The sequence below is a fragment of the Phyllobacterium zundukense genome (assembly GCF_025452195.1).
Lineage (GTDB): Bacteria > Pseudomonadota > Alphaproteobacteria > Rhizobiales > Rhizobiaceae > Phyllobacterium > Phyllobacterium zundukense_A.
On sequence record NZ_CP104973.1, the window covers coordinates 750329 to 766256 of the forward strand.

Annotated in this window: 18 protein-coding genes and 1 pseudogene; 8 read left to right on the top strand and 11 right to left on the bottom strand. The window is 54.5% G+C overall.

Translation table 11 applies throughout. The features are described 5' to 3' along the window. Positions 1 to 14: 14 nt before the first annotated feature. On the bottom strand, positions 15 to 389 hold the full coding sequence (locus N8E88_RS16020; RefSeq protein WP_262294536.1) for a hypothetical protein: 375 nt from the start codon (positions 387 to 389) through the stop codon (positions 15 to 17). A gap of 138 nt (positions 390 to 527) precedes the next feature. On the opposite strand from N8E88_RS16020, the gene N8E88_RS16025 reads away from it, so the two are divergent. Beyond that, positions 528 to 788, top strand: coding sequence for a hypothetical protein (locus N8E88_RS16025; protein WP_262294537.1), 261 nt, complete (start codon positions 528 to 530; stop codon positions 786 to 788). A gap of 144 nt (positions 789 to 932) precedes the next feature. Here N8E88_RS16025 and N8E88_RS16030 read toward each other — a convergent pair whose 3' ends face one another. From N8E88_RS16030 to N8E88_RS16045, 4 genes are all read right to left on the bottom strand, one after another. Next, positions 933 to 2063 carry a phage major capsid protein gene (locus N8E88_RS16030; protein WP_262294538.1) on the bottom strand — a complete coding sequence of 377 codons (1131 nt, stop codon included), beginning with the start codon at positions 2061 to 2063 and terminating at the stop codon, positions 933 to 935. 9 nt (positions 2064 to 2072) lie between these two features. Next, a complete protein-coding gene (locus tag N8E88_RS16035; RefSeq protein WP_262294539.1) occupies positions 2073 to 2471 on the bottom strand; it encodes a hypothetical protein in 399 nt (132 codons plus the stop codon). A gap of 9 nt (positions 2472 to 2480) precedes the next feature. Continuing rightward, on the bottom strand, positions 2481 to 3002 hold the full coding sequence (locus tag N8E88_RS16040; protein WP_262294540.1) for a hypothetical protein: 522 nt from the start codon (positions 3000 to 3002) through the stop codon (positions 2481 to 2483). Between the two features lie 319 nt (positions 3003 to 3321). Continuing rightward, a complete protein-coding gene (locus N8E88_RS16045; protein ID WP_262294541.1) occupies positions 3322 to 4323 on the bottom strand; it encodes a hypothetical protein in 1002 nt (333 codons plus the stop codon). Positions 4324 to 4933: 610 nt separating this feature from the next. Here N8E88_RS16045 and N8E88_RS16050 point away from each other — a divergent pair. From N8E88_RS16050 to N8E88_RS16060, 3 genes are all read left to right on the top strand, one after another. Beyond that, positions 4934 to 5266: a GrlR family regulatory protein gene (locus N8E88_RS16050; protein WP_262294542.1), complete on the top strand. Its 333-nt coding sequence runs from the start codon at positions 4934 to 4936 to the stop codon at positions 5264 to 5266. A gap of 110 nt (positions 5267 to 5376) precedes the next feature. Continuing rightward, positions 5377 to 5577: a hypothetical protein gene (locus N8E88_RS16055; RefSeq protein WP_262294543.1), complete on the top strand. Its 201-nt coding sequence runs from the start codon at positions 5377 to 5379 to the stop codon at positions 5575 to 5577. Between the two features lie 83 nt (positions 5578 to 5660). Next, positions 5661 to 6170, top strand: coding sequence for a hypothetical protein (locus tag N8E88_RS16060; protein ID WP_262294544.1), 510 nt, complete (start codon positions 5661 to 5663; stop codon positions 6168 to 6170). A 429-nt stretch (positions 6171 to 6599) separates the two neighbouring features. On the opposite strand, the gene N8E88_RS16065 is transcribed toward N8E88_RS16060, so the two are convergent. The 3 genes from N8E88_RS16065 to N8E88_RS16075 are packed head-to-tail and all read right to left on the bottom strand — an operon-like array spanning position 6600 to position 8306. Then, positions 6600 to 6884 (bottom strand): hypothetical protein, encoded by a 285-nt coding sequence (locus N8E88_RS16065; RefSeq protein WP_262294545.1) that lies wholly within the window; start codon positions 6882 to 6884, stop codon positions 6600 to 6602. After that, positions 6884 to 8077 (bottom strand): hypothetical protein, encoded by a 1194-nt coding sequence (locus N8E88_RS16070; RefSeq protein WP_262294546.1) that lies wholly within the window; start codon positions 8075 to 8077, stop codon positions 6884 to 6886. Before N8E88_RS16070 ends, N8E88_RS16065 begins: the two co-directional genes overlap by 1 nt. Next, positions 8061 to 8306 (bottom strand): hypothetical protein, encoded by a 246-nt coding sequence (locus tag N8E88_RS16075; protein WP_262294547.1) that lies wholly within the window; start codon positions 8304 to 8306, stop codon positions 8061 to 8063. The genes N8E88_RS16070 and N8E88_RS16075 overlap by 17 nt, the downstream gene beginning before the upstream one ends. Before the next feature lie 258 nt (positions 8307 to 8564). On the opposite strand from N8E88_RS16075, the pseudogene N8E88_RS16080 reads away from it, so the two are divergent. The 3 genes and pseudogenes from N8E88_RS16080 to N8E88_RS16095 all read left to right on the top strand — a co-directional run bounded on the left by N8E88_RS16080 (position 8565) and on the right by N8E88_RS16095 (position 11123). Beyond that, a pseudogene (locus tag N8E88_RS16080) lies at positions 8565 to 9499 on the top strand (adenylate/guanylate cyclase domain-containing protein). A gap of 37 nt (positions 9500 to 9536) precedes the next feature. After that, the gene (locus N8E88_RS16090; RefSeq protein ID WP_262294550.1) at positions 9537 to 9713 is read left to right on the top strand and encodes a hypothetical protein; all 177 of its coding nucleotides are present in this window, start codon (positions 9537 to 9539) and stop codon (positions 9711 to 9713) included. 294 nt (positions 9714 to 10007) lie between these two features. Continuing rightward, entirely contained in the window at positions 10008 to 11123 is a 1116-nt protein-coding gene (locus tag N8E88_RS16095; RefSeq protein WP_262294551.1) for an acyltransferase family protein, read from the top strand. Between the two features lie 199 nt (positions 11124 to 11322). On the opposite strand, the gene N8E88_RS16100 is transcribed toward N8E88_RS16095, so the two are convergent. Continuing rightward, the gene (locus N8E88_RS16100; RefSeq protein ID WP_262294552.1) at positions 11323 to 12204 is read right to left on the bottom strand and encodes an AraC family transcriptional regulator; all 882 of its coding nucleotides are present in this window, start codon (positions 12202 to 12204) and stop codon (positions 11323 to 11325) included. A gap of 201 nt (positions 12205 to 12405) precedes the next feature. Between N8E88_RS16100 and N8E88_RS16105 the strand changes: the two genes are divergently transcribed. Then, a complete protein-coding gene (locus N8E88_RS16105; RefSeq protein ID WP_262294553.1) occupies positions 12406 to 13161 on the top strand; it encodes an SDR family NAD(P)-dependent oxidoreductase in 756 nt (251 codons plus the stop codon). 442 nt (positions 13162 to 13603) lie between these two features. On the opposite strand, the gene N8E88_RS16110 is transcribed toward N8E88_RS16105, so the two are convergent. Both N8E88_RS16110 and N8E88_RS16115 read right to left on the bottom strand, forming a co-directional pair. Next, positions 13604 to 14221: a ribonuclease D gene (locus tag N8E88_RS16110; protein ID WP_262294554.1), complete on the bottom strand. Its 618-nt coding sequence runs from the start codon at positions 14219 to 14221 to the stop codon at positions 13604 to 13606. Positions 14222 to 14277: 56 nt separating this feature from the next. Next, positions 14278 to 15678, bottom strand: a complete 1401-nt coding sequence (locus N8E88_RS16115; RefSeq protein WP_262294555.1) for a M20/M25/M40 family metallo-hydrolase — start codon at positions 15676 to 15678, stop codon at positions 14278 to 14280. Positions 15679 to 15928 lie beyond the last annotated feature (250 nt).

The window sequence follows — 15928 nt, forward strand, 5'->3', positions numbered from 1 at the left end:
GGCGGGGATAGACCTCACCGGAACAAATCCTCATCAGGATCCGCAGCTTCAGGCGACCAACTGATCTTGCCCGCACTGACGGGCGTCGCGCCAAGCTGACCAAGAACTTGCCTCAAAAGCTGCATTCCTGGGACGCCGAGTGTGCCAGCCTGCATACTGGCCTGGAGATGAGCGGCCAATGCAACGATGCAGCGATGACTGCGGTTCAGCCAAGGCAGGCGGTTGGCCATGTCATGCCAAGCCTCGCTTTGCGGCTTGTTCAGCCAAAACGGAGGCGAGCCAAGGCCCTCCGCAACGTTAGGCTCAGTTCGGTTGCGATAACGCTGCGGATTCTTTGCGATTGCACCCGATAAACGGGCTGCTGCAAGTGGTTTACGAGGTGGTGCCATAAGCTTGACCCATTGTTTGATACGTGGAAATGCGCGCGATGCGGGGGCACAGGTCCGCGGAAACGACCAAGCGACGAGTTGCGAGGCACCCCCGGCCATGCCACTCTGAGACTGCGTAAGCATAACGGGAGATTCGCGGTGTCAGACTGGAATGCAGAAGAGTTCTACGAGGAGAACAGACAGAACGAAGCGACCTTCATCATAGCAACTCAACCCATGCATGAAGACCTTAGATCTACGCTGAACGTTGTGCTTTCACAGATATTGCATATGAAGATTGGTGGTTATGGATGTCTCGGTGTGGTACATACTGATGAGGGCGACGTCCATTTATCGCCAGAACAGTATGCTGATCTGCTTCGCATGCAGCAACGGTTCGAGGACGAGCAGCTAACCTGAGTTGTAAGAAGAAGACGCCGCGCGCAAGGCCTAAGCCAAGGGGACTCGCGCAGCGCCGTGCTCAAGATGAATGAAGGAAGAAAGGTTATGGCGGGCCTTCATTCACCGCGACCGAGCAGGTCGTCAACACCCCCCGCCGAATAGTTAGCCGCTCACCGTGCCGTACAGATCGCCTGTGATGAATGCATCAGGACGAAACACAGCCAATGCCAAACGTGACTCGATGCGTATGGTGGCACGGTTGGTAACAAAGTCGTCTTCGTTCTCAGTCGAGAGAAGGACTTCAGTTTCCAATCGATCGTATATGGAAGCTCCCTCACCGAAGGCACCGGTAAGAAACTCACCCGAAGCCATGGCGTTCGTCGCAACAATCTGAACGTTCCACAAACGCGGGTCAGTCAGACCGAATGGCGACTGCCCGGATATGTACCGGCCTTCACCATCTTTCACGTTTGTAATACGACGCCAGTCCCGCTTGTTGAGGATGACAGCGTTGACTGGAATGTCAGAGTCCTCGGCCTGGCTGATAGCCTGCAGGATGCGGTCAATGGCGGTTTCGCTGGTCGAGGTAAACTGCGGATCGAACGCGGTTGCCTGCGGAACAATACCCAGCAGATTTTGGCCAGTACCAGAGCCGTTAAGAACCTGTTGCTCTTCCACAAACTGGAGGCCATAGGTGCCGCGTCGACCAATGTATGCCGCGAGCGCAGGAGCGTCGTCCAGCATCTGCCTAGATATCTTAAACGTATGGGCCAGTGTACGAACTGGCGCAGACTCCATATTAAAAGCCAGATCAGACTTCGGCTTCAGGGTCGTTTCAGCAACTGGAGCAGCGTTGTTGGTGAAGCTAGTTTCACGGACGAACTCGACGCTGTTAGACGTTGTGCGAGCGCTGCCAATAACGTCGCGAATTTTCAGCTCGCGTTCGTATGGAGTGATGATACCAGCGACGCGATGTCCAGCAACCAGTGATGTGCCCTGAGAACGGCCAGCGCCCACCGTAGTATTTCCAGACGTGATGTCCGCCCGTTCACCCGCAAGCTTGACTACAGCCTTGCCACGGAAAGACGATGTCAGGTCCTGAATCTCCTGGGAAGCTGCAATGGCAGCCGCTAGGGGATTATTGTCGTTTGCGGCGCCAATGTAATTGTCATTATCGTAGTGTGGATCGCGGGCCATTCGCTTTTCGATTTCCGAAACGCGTGTGCCGTATTCACTCTTAAAATCATTGATAGAGTCGGCGATTGCGCCAATTTTACTTGCTAGTTCAGACATTTGGATTCCTTAAGGTTTGTAGCCGGCAGCTAATGCTGCCGTGCATGCGAGGCGTGCCTTCTGACGGGCGTCGATGCGTGCGGATTGTATGTTGGATGGATGTTGTGCGGTTTGGGTGGTGGCTAGCTTGGTGCCGAGGGACGCTGCCAACCTGGCGAGTGCGTCGCCGTGGTCGTCGTGAATAGCGTCCTGTTCCGCAATGAGCTCGTTCAATCGGTAAAAAACCGATTCTCGCTTCGCTTGCGAAGACATTCCGTATTGAGCGTTTAGCTGTCGTGATAGGACAGCAGGATCCGAAATGTCGCTGTCTGCGTAGTCTTTGTTAAAGACGCCCTCTACGTCTAGATCGGGAGGCAAGCCGATCAATCCGCCCTCGAGCCGAGGGAAGATATAGGTCTTTTCAGTCATTTGATTTCCTTATTGGAAGGCTCTCTGGAGCCGAGCGAGTTCGACTAACGAATCCGCCTGAGTTGGCACATGTCCCTGCAGTTCAGCAGCAATCGCCATGAGTGCGTAACCGGGCACTATTGAAGCCTTGGCTGCGGTCTTGGTCGGGGTGTCGCTACCGTAGACGTGATGAGCGCCGTCAATGATTACCGAAACGCCTGGTGGGTCGTGTCGAAGAATGACGTGACCTACGTCGGCAGGAGGACCAAACAATACTTCGGAGAGTGCATCCCCGAAACGCAGGCCATTCTGGCTTGTAAGGCGCGAGAACGCCTCGACCGATGAATGAACATTACCCAGCCCATTGTCTGCCAATGTCGCTAGGACGAGGCGAGTAACCTCGATTTCGTTAAGTTCGGGCGGATACCTGCGCGAGCCTTCTGCTTTTGATATCTGGCCATCATCCGCCAACCTGGCTGCGATGTGATGCACGCGGCTGGGTAAAATATTGAGCCGACGTGCTAGAATTTCGACGGCATGCGATTTCCGCATCACGACGCCTCCATTTGTTGGTAATTGATATTGAGCGCTTAAAAAAACGCGGCGGAGGCTGACGAGTCACGGGAATGGGTGTGCCGTCCATTCCCGCGCTCAAGCCATCCACGATGAGGAGAAGCAAATCGTGGATTCGTTCGGGTCGCCAGTACATCCGTGGTCGACCAAAAAGTGTGGCGCTCGCCCCGCTACGGGAAACAAGCGCCGTATGCCGTGAGAACCGCCAAGAACGCACGGCAAAGAAAAAGGCCGCTCGAAAGCGACCTGAATTCTTGTCTCTACTATATACGCGCCCAGACGGCACGATTTGTAACATTCATGCGGCTTTTTCTTTTTCCTGTCCGTTGTCGTTCGCCACAAGCACCGAAACTGCGCGCAGGAAGGCATGCTTGCCAGCCTTGTCGGCATACCTGCCTTTGTATCCAAGTCGAGTTCCAATATCGGTAAAGGTCGAGTTTGAGAGTGCCTCCTCGAGAACGCGCGCCTCGGCCTCTGGCAATTCTGGCTTCTCGTACTGCTGCGCCAATGGTATCGCGCCCCGCGATGAAGTTTGCTTTGCTCTTACCACGCCACCAAGCCATATGGCGCCCTGGTAAGCGATGCCAGGCGGGCATTTGGTGACTGGAAATGCTGCGATTCTGTCCCGCCACACTGCAAGCTCGTTGTCCGCGTCTATCGCGCTGTCAGTACGCGACGCAGCTACATGCGCACCTCCCCGGAAGGACACTGGTACACGGTATTCATCGCTGCGATCGACGCCGCGCAAATCGAGATAACCAAGCTTGCGTGGATTGCGCTCGCCTACCGTGGGCAGCTTAACAACGCGTTTCTGCGTCTTGCCTCCCCTCGGCTTTTTAGTCTTGACCTCGGGTGCTACTGGCTTGCCTGCCTTGTCGGTTTGGTAGGAGACCATCAGGCCCGATGCGCGGCCATGCTCGCGGCGGATGGGATTGCTGCTGAAAACTAGGTCGCCAACACGTGTAGTGCGTCCTTCAGTGGCAGGCTGGTCGCCGTGCTCTAATGCAATCCATGTGGATGGCTTGGAGCTCTTTAACTGGCGCCTGCGCTCTACGGTGTTCGTTGCACGCGTGCGGTACGCCTGCGAAACCATGTCATCGGGCTTTGGCTTGGTTTCATGCAGATATTCAATAGATGGCTTTAGCGGGGTGTTGCCGTCTATATCTGTTTCACGTTCTAATGTTTGGTGGTTGTCATTGGCTGGCTTGCCGTATTGGCGCAGAACGTAACCTGCCTTTGGGTCTTGCTTTAACAGCCAGGTTACGAGGCGAGCGCCTCCGCGGAATCTATATGTGCTCATGCGTGTGAAATCATTTTGGCGGTTCCTTTGTTGAAGCCGGCGTCATTGCTGGCGTTTCTACAGTGTCTGATAAACATTAGATCGCGCAATCGAATGCGTGAATCTATGCCCTCTATACTGTTAGCAGATGATATCAGACCCACTTCTGATCTGTGTTAAGGGGCCATTTACTCAAAAAATAAATGTGGTGGAGGAGGCTATCGCTCTGGCAAGCGGTGTCTAAATGGGCGCCTCATCAGGAAAAAACACTCGCGGAGGATGGCAAGCGGGAACGTCAGCAACTCTAAGGGGCGCAAGACTCACTCTCTGGTTGGAGTCTACTCCAGTCCCAGAAGTTCTTGGCCGTTGGCTCCGGTCATTCTTGTCAACGTATGCCACACACAAGATAGAGTGTGTCGTTCCAGTTATGTTCACGCTATATGTTGCGTGAGCAATGTTGATGTGAGATAATAAAAAAACGGTCACGAAGGTTCGTAACCGTCTTTCTTTGTTTCTGGTGTTGCTGCGGTTTCGTGCTGCCGTCTCTACAACAGAAGGCGCGAATCCAACGTCCTGACAGGCTTGGTGTAGCGCTAAGAGGGATCCAATTCAAGCACAACGGAATACTCGAATGCTAAATGGTTTGTATAGGGTTCAATTCTCTACCCCTCAGGGCGGTATGGGCGCAGGTGTTGTGTTTGCGCAAGACGGTAAGATGTATGGAGGCGATTCGGGAATTTATTACTTGGGTGCTTATCGTGCAGCTAACGGGCAGATGCAGGCGCAAGTACACATAAACCGCCATACTTACGATCCAAACATCGTATCAGTGTTTGGCAAGGATCAAGTGACAATTGATATCGTTGGCAGTTACGATAACCAGAACAATGTTAAATGCACGGGAACGTCTGCCCAGGCGCCAGGGGTACCCTTTACCGCTGAGCTTAATTTGCTGCCCGGCTGATATACTCGTTACAACGCCCCTGCTTCACGGCCGGGGCGTTTATTCCTTTTTACGATGCTGGCCTGCTTAGAAAAAGTAATTGCAGCCTATTACAACTCAGGGGACAAGTAATGAACCCACACTCACACTGGCTTGAAGAACAAATAGCAAACCTCAAGCAAATAATTGCGGCGCTTGAAGGCGGCAACTATCGAACTTGGGATTGGAACCACGGCGAGAAGCAAAGGGAAACCACGCAAGACAATTTGGCCAAAGCCAAAAAGGATTTGCCCGAATTAGAGTCCCTGCTCGCCAGATTGAAGGCTGAATAAGAAGACACCTGAAGATCGCGGCGGCCTCCAGTAGTCTTGATACGTGAAGCGTGCGATATCTTTGCCTGTTGGGGGACAGAGTCATGAATAGCAACACCGCATCAATTATCGCATCAGTGTTTACCGCCTTGGCCACCATCGTCATTGGCTATGTCGGCTATTCTGTTAAGGCGGATAGCGAGAGAACGGTCGAGGCGATTCGGTCGCAAACAGCCCTACAGCAATCACTTATGAACTCACAATACCAAGCCAGACAGCTTGATATTGAAATGGTCAAACTAGCCCTCAACATACTCGGCGGCGATATCAGTGACAAAACCAACCAAAGCCGGCAGTTCGCAGTACAGGTCCTTCAACGCTATTCAGGAGTGGAGTTGAAGGACGAAGTAGTTGCGGAATGGGTTAAGACGGGTACTGTGGCTTTCAAACTGCCAGATCAAGGATTGTCTTCCGGTACATGGAAAGACCTACTGTCAGAGCGCACCGCTGTAATGCGCCAATTGGAAAACCTAGGAAAATACGGAGCAGACGGAGCGGATGCCTATCCTCAATTGAGACAGATTGAGCCTACTCCTCAATTGAAGCAGAGATAACGTCCATATCTAGAGATGGCGACATAAATATACGGTACGATCCCTATTTGACGGCGGACACATCTCAATATCTTGATTGATATATACAATATTATAGCAATCAGTGGCTTGCGCAGCACAGCGACTCATCGGATTCTATTCGATAGCCCTGTCAACCCCTGGCAGAGCTCGTCAAGAATAGAAAGGCAGGTGAGTTCAAATGAGTAAGATTGGCCGTAACGCAGGTAGTGGGAAGTTTACATCGGTGAAAACCGCCGTAACACATCCCAAAACCCACGTCGTTGAAACGATCAAACCGACTAAGAAATAGTCTGGAATGATCGGGGATCTGGGCGGTTGCTTTGGAACGGAGCCGCCCAGGTTCTTTTAGTAAGCGTATTCGCTTACTGTGTCACGTGAACTGTTAAAAAGTTTCCACACATTTGAGTGTCACGCCGCTTCCTGCAGATTGTCATTCTCGGGATGAGGCAAGTCACCTTCCAGTGAGCTAGCCACGTCACAGAAAATCAATCCGTCTTCTTGATTGATGACGACAAACTCAAACGACGAGTCTGTGCTTAAGGCCGGTCTGATGCCAACCACACTCACTGGTACGAGCGTGCCGCGTCTGTTCCACAACGCGCTAAACGGTGTGATCGGTGTGACTACAGGCTGAGGAACTGTGACCGCAGCAATGCGTTCCTCGATCAACGCTTCTATTTCATACGGTTCCATTATGCGGCCTCCTTGAGTGGTGCGTAGGAGATGATGCCTCGGTCAATCGTGACACTCAGGGGCGTGTAGTGCAGAGAGCAGGTGTCGTTTAACGTTCCTTCAAATCCAACAGCCCGCATGACGTCGAACAGAAATTGCTGCCCGCGCTCTTGCTTCGCCTGGTCTGAAGATTGGACAAGGAAAGTGTGGTCTACGGTGTTGCCTTGAACACCGCCTAACTCAATGGTTAGGACAACCTGCTCGTTATGCGGATCCAAGGTCGTGACCTCACTGCCGACGATCTGGGCATTGAACGTTCCAAATGGTGAGAACGGGCCAACGTCCCATTCGCTAGCCGGAGTCATCGGCAAGTCATCGTTGTCGGCAACGGCTGGTTTCTTCTTGGCTGGCTTAGGTTCGCGTTCCTTCTTCACATACGCGGAAGGCGGGTCTTCAAGGTAGTGCCGATCACGAAGCCACACATGCAGCCGTTTACGCGGTGCGTCTGGATTGTTCTGCGCCTTCCATGCATCGCGCCAGGCGGTTGCTGCTGCTAAGAGCGCCTCCATGTCCCATGTGCGTTTGGCAAATTCAGCCTCTGCCTCGGCCAGACTCTTCTTTACGCCATACGCAAGCCATAGAGTGTGGAAAGCTGAATCCTCCTTCCGTGCGTTTGCCGTGGCGGGCACCAGCCCAGCCACGGGCGGAACGCATGCATCCATATCTACCCCCGTCTCCGGGTCTGGTACCCGGGTCGGGGTAGATGGGTCTTCGTTCGCAGAATCCCGAACGCTATCGTCCGTAGTGTACGTATTTTCCAGAACGCATGTGTTAGTGTTTTCCCGAACGCTAGCTTCATCTTCTGTAGTGTTCGGGATTTTACGAACGCTAGCTAGTTTTTCCCAAATTGGGACATAGCGGCTGGCTTTGCGACCGCTCCCTTTTTGCTGATCCAGATACCCCCATGTCACAAGGTCAGTCAGTGCCTTGTGTATATCCCCGGCGTAAAGCCCCCTCTCGGATGGATCTCGTTCTTTTGTGATGCCGACAATATGGCGGACGCTTGCGAGAGCATCACCATATTTCGAATGGTACCAGTCGAGAATAAACCCATATACAAGGATATGTTTTCTCTTGGCGCGCGGGTCGTAGGGTAGCATCTGCAGGAGTTTGAACTTGGTTTCAAGAGATCCTGGCTTATCTGTGGTGGTCATAGGCTGTCGCCTCCAAGGCTGCTATCGCAGCTTCTGTGATTTCTTGAGCAATGATGGGGTGGAAGGTGGCAACGTTCTTCCCGCAAGAATGCGGGGAATGGATCCTGACCTTGCCATCGGCATTCTTTTTCAGCAGCAAGCTGTAGAGCCTGACGTGCTCGGTTAGCTCGACATCGACGCGAGCTAAAGCGGCCGGCCCATCTAGGCGCCGGATCGAAAGGATTCTCATGGAATCTCCTAGTTGGATGACTTCGGTAACTGCCTGCAATCAAATCAAAGGCTTGATGCTAAGGTGCGGTTAAAGCCGCTTCAGTTAATTAATGTTAAGGATCAAGGCATTGGAACTATGGACCCCCTCTCAGCCGGAATTGATGCGCTTCGAGCAGGACTAACTCTTCACACATACGGCTCCAGCATATAATGTTCGGTACGACTGCGGGTGCCCCTGCAGCCCCCTGCATGTATCGAGCTGGGAGAGTACACCGCCATGGCCGGAACGCGGCGCAAGCTGACGACGATCTTCTCCGGAGATGTCCAGGACTATACACGCTTGATGCGTACGGATGAGGAAGGAACCCTCGACACCCTGAGAAAATACCGCGACGCAATGTCCCGGTTGATCGAAATCCATGGTGGCAGGGTCGTCAACACCTGGGGCGATGGACTGATCGCTGAATTCGCCAGCGTGGTCGAGGCGCTGCGCGCAGCGCTCGATGTGCAGAACGAGCTTGCGGGCTACAACGCCGACCGCCCCGACGACACACGCATGTTGTTTCGTATCGGCATCAATCTTGGCGATGTTATCGCCGAAGGAGACGATATCTACGGCGACGGTGTGAACGTGGCTGCACGCCTGCAGGCATCTGCGTCGGCTGGCGGCATCGTCATATCCAACACGGTGTACGACCACGTGCGCAACAAGGTTGCGGTGGGTTTCGATTGCTTGGGACAGCTGCCCGTCAAGAACATCGAAGGTGGTGTGCTCAGCTACGCCGTCAGGATCGGAGAAGATCCTGCCCGTTCTGCGCAACAGGACCCCATTTCAGTCAGGGGCACAGCCGATGAAAAAACATGGGACCCAGTACCACCTACGACCCGGGCTCCATGACACCAAAGTGGCGCAACTACGGCGTATTAGGCGCAATCTCAGCCGGAATCGTCGTCGTCAATTTGCTGTCGTGGGACGGCGAGTTCTGGGCGCCATGGCCAATCCTCGCTATAGCAACCGTGGCTGCACTGTCGTGGATGCGCACCAACCGACAGGTTGATCAGGTTCTGACGGTTCTCACGATAGTCGGTCTTGCCCTCACCTGCATCAATCTGCTTTCCTGGCACGGCACTTTCTGGGCCGCTTGGCCACTGCTTGCGATGGCTGTCCTCGGCAGCATCCGCTGGTTTACGCGCCGCCGCGCGGAGCCCTGAACGCCAGGGTGTCAGATACAACCTCACGGAGTAAACTATGCGTTTTGTCGTTTTTGCTGGTTTGGTGGTGATTTTGAGCGGTTGTGGCGGTGGCGCGTTCCAGCGGCTCAATCCAAGCCCTGACGCGGAAGCGCAATATCGCCTCGGCGGCTGTCAGCTGCGCGGACATGGCGTTTGCAAGGACCTGCAGGAATTCTCTGTTCCCAGCCAATAAGCGCACTGATATCCGGGATTCCGTATAAAAATCATCGCGCGCGTAAAATATTATTTTGCGGCCCTTGAAAACTTGCCCGGGTAGTTCTACTTTAATCCTTGCGTAACGAGTGGTTCTCCTCCCATTTTTTCACTCGTTGCGTGTTCCCCTCTGGACGCTTTAGCGTTCACAATTCGCCGGGCTTCTGCCCGGCTTTTTTGTTTCTTCGATTTCGACTGGGTATCACCCGAATTTTACTTTCCCTTCTCAATTTTCGCGTATCAAAGGGAAATGGGTTCTGGGGTACACAATGTTATGAGCACGGGTGAAAAGGCACGCGTCGACTGGGTCGATATCGCCAAGGGTATCTGCATCATCTTTGTCGTGATGATGCATTCGGTGCTCGGCGTCGAGAACGAAGCCGGTGCGCGTGGCTGGATGCATCCTGTCGTCGCTTTCGCCCAGCCTTTCCGCATGCCGGATTTCTTCATGATCTCGGGTCTGTTTCTCGGCCTTGTCATCGACCGCTCGTGGCTGCGCTATGCCGATCGCAAAATCGTGCACTTCGCCTATTTCTACGTGCTCTGGCTGACCATCCAGTTCCTGTTCAAGGCGCCAGGCATAGTGGCGGAGAGCGGTCCAGGGGGCGCGGTATCCGCCTATTTGCTGGCTTTCATCCAGCCATTCGGCACGTTGTGGTTCATCTATCTTCTGCCGGTTTTCTTTGTTGTCACGCGCCTCGTGAAAGGCGCCAACCTCTGGCTCGTCCTGCTGATCGCTGCCGGGCTCGAAACATTGCCGATCCATACGGGCTGGCTGGTGATCGATGAATTTTGCAGCCGTTTCGTCTATTTCTTCGCCGGCTATGCATTTGCACCGGCGATATTCCGCCTGGCCGAATGGCTGAGGCAGCGGCCCGTTACCGCCCTCCTCATCCTCGGCGTATGGGCACTGATCAATGGTTGGCTGGTGTTCACGCCCGCATCCGAGGCCTTCGCTGCCTGGATACCCCCGGAAGCCTATACGTCGGGCGGGCTTGGCGGATGGGCTAACGTGCCGCTGATCTCACTCGCAGCCGGAGGCGCCGGAGCGCTGGCGATCGTGTCTGTTTCCGCGCTGATTGCCCATATGGCGCAATCGTGGGACGCTATCGTGAAACCATTGCGCTGGCTTGGCGCGCATTCGATCGTCGTCTACCTCGCGTTCTTTTTGCCGATGGCGCTGGCTCGCACCGTTCTCCTGAAGAGCGGAATCATTACCGATATCGGCACGATCTCGCTTCTGACCGTCATCTGCGGCGTGATCGGTCCGGTCGTTCTCTATTGGCTGATCCAGTGGAGCGGCTACGGCCAGTTTCTGTTCAGACGGCCGCAATGGGCCCATATCGATCGCGCCCCTGCGCCACGGGGCGCGCTGGCTTCAGCCGAGTGATATTCACGCCACGACGGCCTGCAAAATGGTGTAAATCATAGACTAGTTGTGTTGACAAAGTGGATTCCCAAATCAGCTTCGGTATGATTCAAGGCTGCCTTTTAGGAGGTAGCTTTGGCTCGCGGAGACAGATGCCGAGTGGCGGATTATTAAAACGCTTCTCCGACCTCTTGCCGCTGCCGCCTCTTACACGCCAATCCTACGCGCTCATCTCTGTATGCCGCATGTCGCGCGCTGGGGGGCTACCAAACAAACGGCCGTATTCGCGGGTGAACTGCTGTACGCTTTCGTAACCAACGGCAAACGCCGCTGAGCTTATGCTCATGCCATCTGCCAGCATCCGTCTGCGTGCCTCGATCAGGCGCAAGTGCTTTTGGAACTGCAATGGCGATAGAGTGGTGATTTCGCGAAAATGTTGGTGGAACGATGAGGTACTCATGCCCGCCGCAGCAGCTAACTCTTCTACGCGCATAGGTCTGGCATAATACTGTCTGATCATTGAGACGGCGCGCGCGACGCGTTGTGCGTGGCTGTCAGTGATGCCGAGACGGCGAATTGCCGTGCCATGCTTACCTGTCAGCAGCCAGAAATGGATTTCGCGAAGAAGTTGTTTTCCCAGCATCGGCAGCGCTGCGGGTCGGTCCAAAAGCCGCATCAAGCGCAGTGCCGCATCGGAAACATCTTCATCTGTTGGTTCGATCCGCACGGGGCTGTCGTCCCCATCGGGAATGGCCGCGATCTCGACTGAAAGTTCTCGCACCAAGGCTGGGTCGAGTTCAAGCACCAGCGAATAGTACGGCGCAGCGGGGCTTGCTTGTATGATCTGGCTGACCGTGGGAACGTCTGCCGAGATCAACAGCGACTCGCCTGGCCCGAATTCGAAACTGTCGGCCCCCATCGAAACGCGTTTCCTGCCTTGCAGCAGTATGGCCACCAGCGGTTTGTTGACAGCGACTTGCAATTCGTCTGTCTGAATCGCGCGTATCGCGGCCATCCCGGGAATGGGAGTCGGAGCAGCGCCGAAATGGTCGGCATGATCGTCGGCGTATCGCCGCACAAGATCCAGCAGGTTTCCTGTCATGCCATAAGAATGGACTTTGTCGTAGCTTCAGGCAAGGAGATATCTGGGATCAAGCAAGGTAATTCGACGTTTTCCGCACGACAGCGAGTATGATCAACGCTACATTTGTAGGATCAGGCAAAGTAGCGCGAGGAACGGGCAACACAAGACGCAGCATTTACTCCATCTTCCCGACATCACTTTTGATGAAAGGAAACTACTATGACCAGCATCTCTCTCGTAACAGGCGCAAACCGCGGCCTCGGACGAAACACGGCCATCAGCATCGCCAGACTTGGCGGGGACGTAATCATTACCTATCGCGGCAACGACGTTCAGGCTCGTGAAGTGGTGGCCGAGATCGAGGCTCTAGGTCGCAGGGCCATCGCGCTACAACTCGACATCGCCAGAATCGACAGCTTCCCCGTTTTTGCGGACACCTTGCGCGCCGCACTGCTACAGACCTGGGACCGCGACACGTTCGATCATCTGATCAACAACGCTGGCCATGGCGAATTCGCCATGATCGGCGAGACCACCGAGAGCCAGTTCGATGGGCTATTCGATGTCCATGTCAAAGGAGTCTTCTTCCTCGTACAGACTCTTTTGCCTCTTATCGCCGATGGGGGTCGGATCGTGAACTTCTCCTCCGGCTTGACCCGGGTCTCTTATCCAGGTTTTTCTGCATATGCCGCCGCGAAAGGAGCGATTGAGATTCTGACCGTTTATATGGCTCGTGAGTTGGGTAGTCGCGGAATCACGGTAAACACCGTCGCTCCAGGGGCTATAGAGACCGATTTCGGTGGCGGACTTGTCCGGGATAATGCCGACGTAAACGCCCAATTCGCAAGTATGACGGCACTTGGCCGAGTGGGGGTGCCAGACGATATCGGGCCGATGGTTGCAGGCCTGTTAGGTAATGACAATCGATGGGTTACCGCGCAGCGGATCGAGGTATCAGGTGGTCAGGTGATTTGACCTGACCACTTGTCGTCCAAGGCAACTCATTTCCTGTAAGTGCCGGCCCGATAAGTCTAGTTATCGGGCCGCCCGATGGCAAAAGGGAAAGCCAGATAAATTATAGGGCTTGTCCCGCTCAGGTCCTACAGTTCGATTACGTTCCAGAGCCACCAGAGACCGCCCCAGTCATGCAAAGTGTGAGAACGAGGCGGACCCGCCTGACGTTGCGGACGAATCGTTCTCCGTCCGGTGTAGCTTTGAATTTTTGATATCGCCGATGCCACCAATCAATGGCAGCTATAAACGCGGCGAAGGAGAGGACAGCGCCGACATACAAGCCTCTCTGGTAAGCCGCTCGTCTCGATTATGCCAAACGAATAGTTTTTTAAGTTCCGTATAGGCAACTATTTCTTATAGACCCATTTGGAAGATGCGCCCGACACCACTTTGTCAACACGGCCTAGCTATGCGCAAAGATATCCTGCTCGTCCCATCCCATCAGATCAAGCCTGGAGCGGGTTGGCAGGAACTCGAAGCAAGCGGCCGCTTCCTCCGAACGCCCATCGCGAATGAGCCGTTGCTGCAGGATCGTGCGCAAACGGTGCAGATAGAGTACGTCTGAAGCGGCATATTCAAGCTGCGCCTGCGACAGATCGGGCGCCCCCCAATCCGATGATTGCTGCTGCTTGGAGAGATTGACTTCCAAAAGCTCGCTGCAGATATCCTTCAGACCATGGCGGTCGGTGTATGTACGCACCAGACGCGAGGCGATCTTCGTGCAGAACACCGGCCTCGGCATGACCCCGAAAGCGTGGAAAAGCACCGCGAGGTCAAACCGTCCGAAATGAAAGATCTTGGTGATGGCGTCATCGCCAAGCAATTTGACGAGATTGGGCGCCGCCGTCTGACCCTTGTCGATCTGGATCACATCCGCCGAACCATTGCCCGGAGATATCTGCACCACGCAGAGCCGGTCGCGGTGCGGATTGAGCCCGAGCGTTTCGGTGTCGATGGCAACGGCATCGACCTGATAGTTCGTGAGATCGGGCAGATCATTGCGGTGAAAGCGGATGGTCATTGTCGTTTCCTGTCACTTCTATTTTTTGTCCGCGAACTTCCAAACGGAAAACCGTTTCACACTTGTCCTGGAATTGCCAAAGCGTCGAGAATGCGCGCCCAGGAGCGCTGACCCTTGTGGAAGGAGGTCAGTTCGTATTTTTCATTCGGAGAGTGGATGCGGTCATCTTCCAAACCGAAACCAACGAGCAGCGATTCCATGCCGAGCATACGCTGAAAATCCCCGACGATCGGAATTGATCCGCCCATGGCGATCAAAACGGCAGGCTTCGGCCACTCGTCGCTCAAAGCATTCTTCGCCTTGCTGAGCAGTGGCGATTCGTAGGAAAGCTGGATTGCGGGAGATGCACCGTGTTCATGGAACTCGACCGAGCAATCGGCGGGAACACGTTCGCGTACGAAAGCACGAAAAGCTTCGCGGATTTTCGCCGGATCCTGCTTGTGCACAAGCCGAAACGACACTTTAGCAGAGGCTTCGGCCGCGATCACCGTCTTGAAGCCCTGCCCCGTATAGCCGCCGGTGATGCCATTGAATTCGGCTGTCGGGCGCGCCCAGATCAGTTCAAGGAGCGAACGGCCCTTTTCTCCGGATGGTATCGAAAGGCCGACTGGCCCCAGGAAATTCTCCGGCGTAGCATCGAGCCCCTTCCACATCTGCAGGATCTGCGTCGGCGTTTCCTCAACGCCGTCATAGAAGCCTGGAATGGTTACCGCGCCATTCTCGTCGTGAATATCGGCAAGAATCTTGGTGAGGATGCGGATGGGGTTGGCGGCAGCACCGCCGAACATGCCGGAATGAAGATCACGATCCGCAGCCTTGATGACGATTTCTTCGCCGACAAGACCGCGCAGACCAACCGAGATAGCGGGTGTCTCTCCGTCCCACATGCCCGTGTCGCAGACGAGAGCAAAATCCGCCTTCAATTCGTCCCGGTGAGCGTCGAGAAACGGCTTCAACGAAGGGGAGCCTGATTCCTCTTCGCCTTCGAAGAGAATGGAAATCTTGACCGGCAACTTGCCATGCACCTGCTTGTAGGCGCGGCAAGCTTCGACGAACGTCATCAGCTGGCCCTTGTCATCGGATGTGCCGCGACCCGTCAGGATCTTGCGGCCATTGCCGACGTCCTTGATCGCCGGTTCGAAAGGATCGTGATCCCACAGATTGAGCGGATCGACCGGCTGCACGTCGTAATGACCATAGAACAATACATGGGGAGCGTCGGCGCCTGGGCCTTCATGATGACCAACGACCATGGGATGACCCGGTGTGTCGCGAACGCTGGCTTCAAAGCCGATCGACTTCAGATCAGCAGCCAGCCATTCGGCTGCCCTGCGGCACTCGGATTTGAAGGCGGGATCCGTCGAGATCGACTTGATTTTCAGGAGATCGAAAAGTCGCTCCAGACTTTTGTCCAAATTATTATCGAGCGTATTCAACACAGGTTCGAGAGCTGACATGCTATTTCCTGATTCTGGGCCGGAATTCGTGAAGGGAGTTCTTCTTAGCGCATTTTGCCGGGAGGAGCACAAAAAAGTACCAATATGCCGAGCAAGTTTTGTTCAGCCACAATAAAATTGCCGCATGAAACACCAAGCGTGGTTCGACAAGCTCACCACGAGGGAGATTGGCGGACTGCACGATAATCGCCGCCATTGCGGAACCTGGCTCCTTGTAACCCACGACTTCCCTCATGGTGAGCTTGTCGAA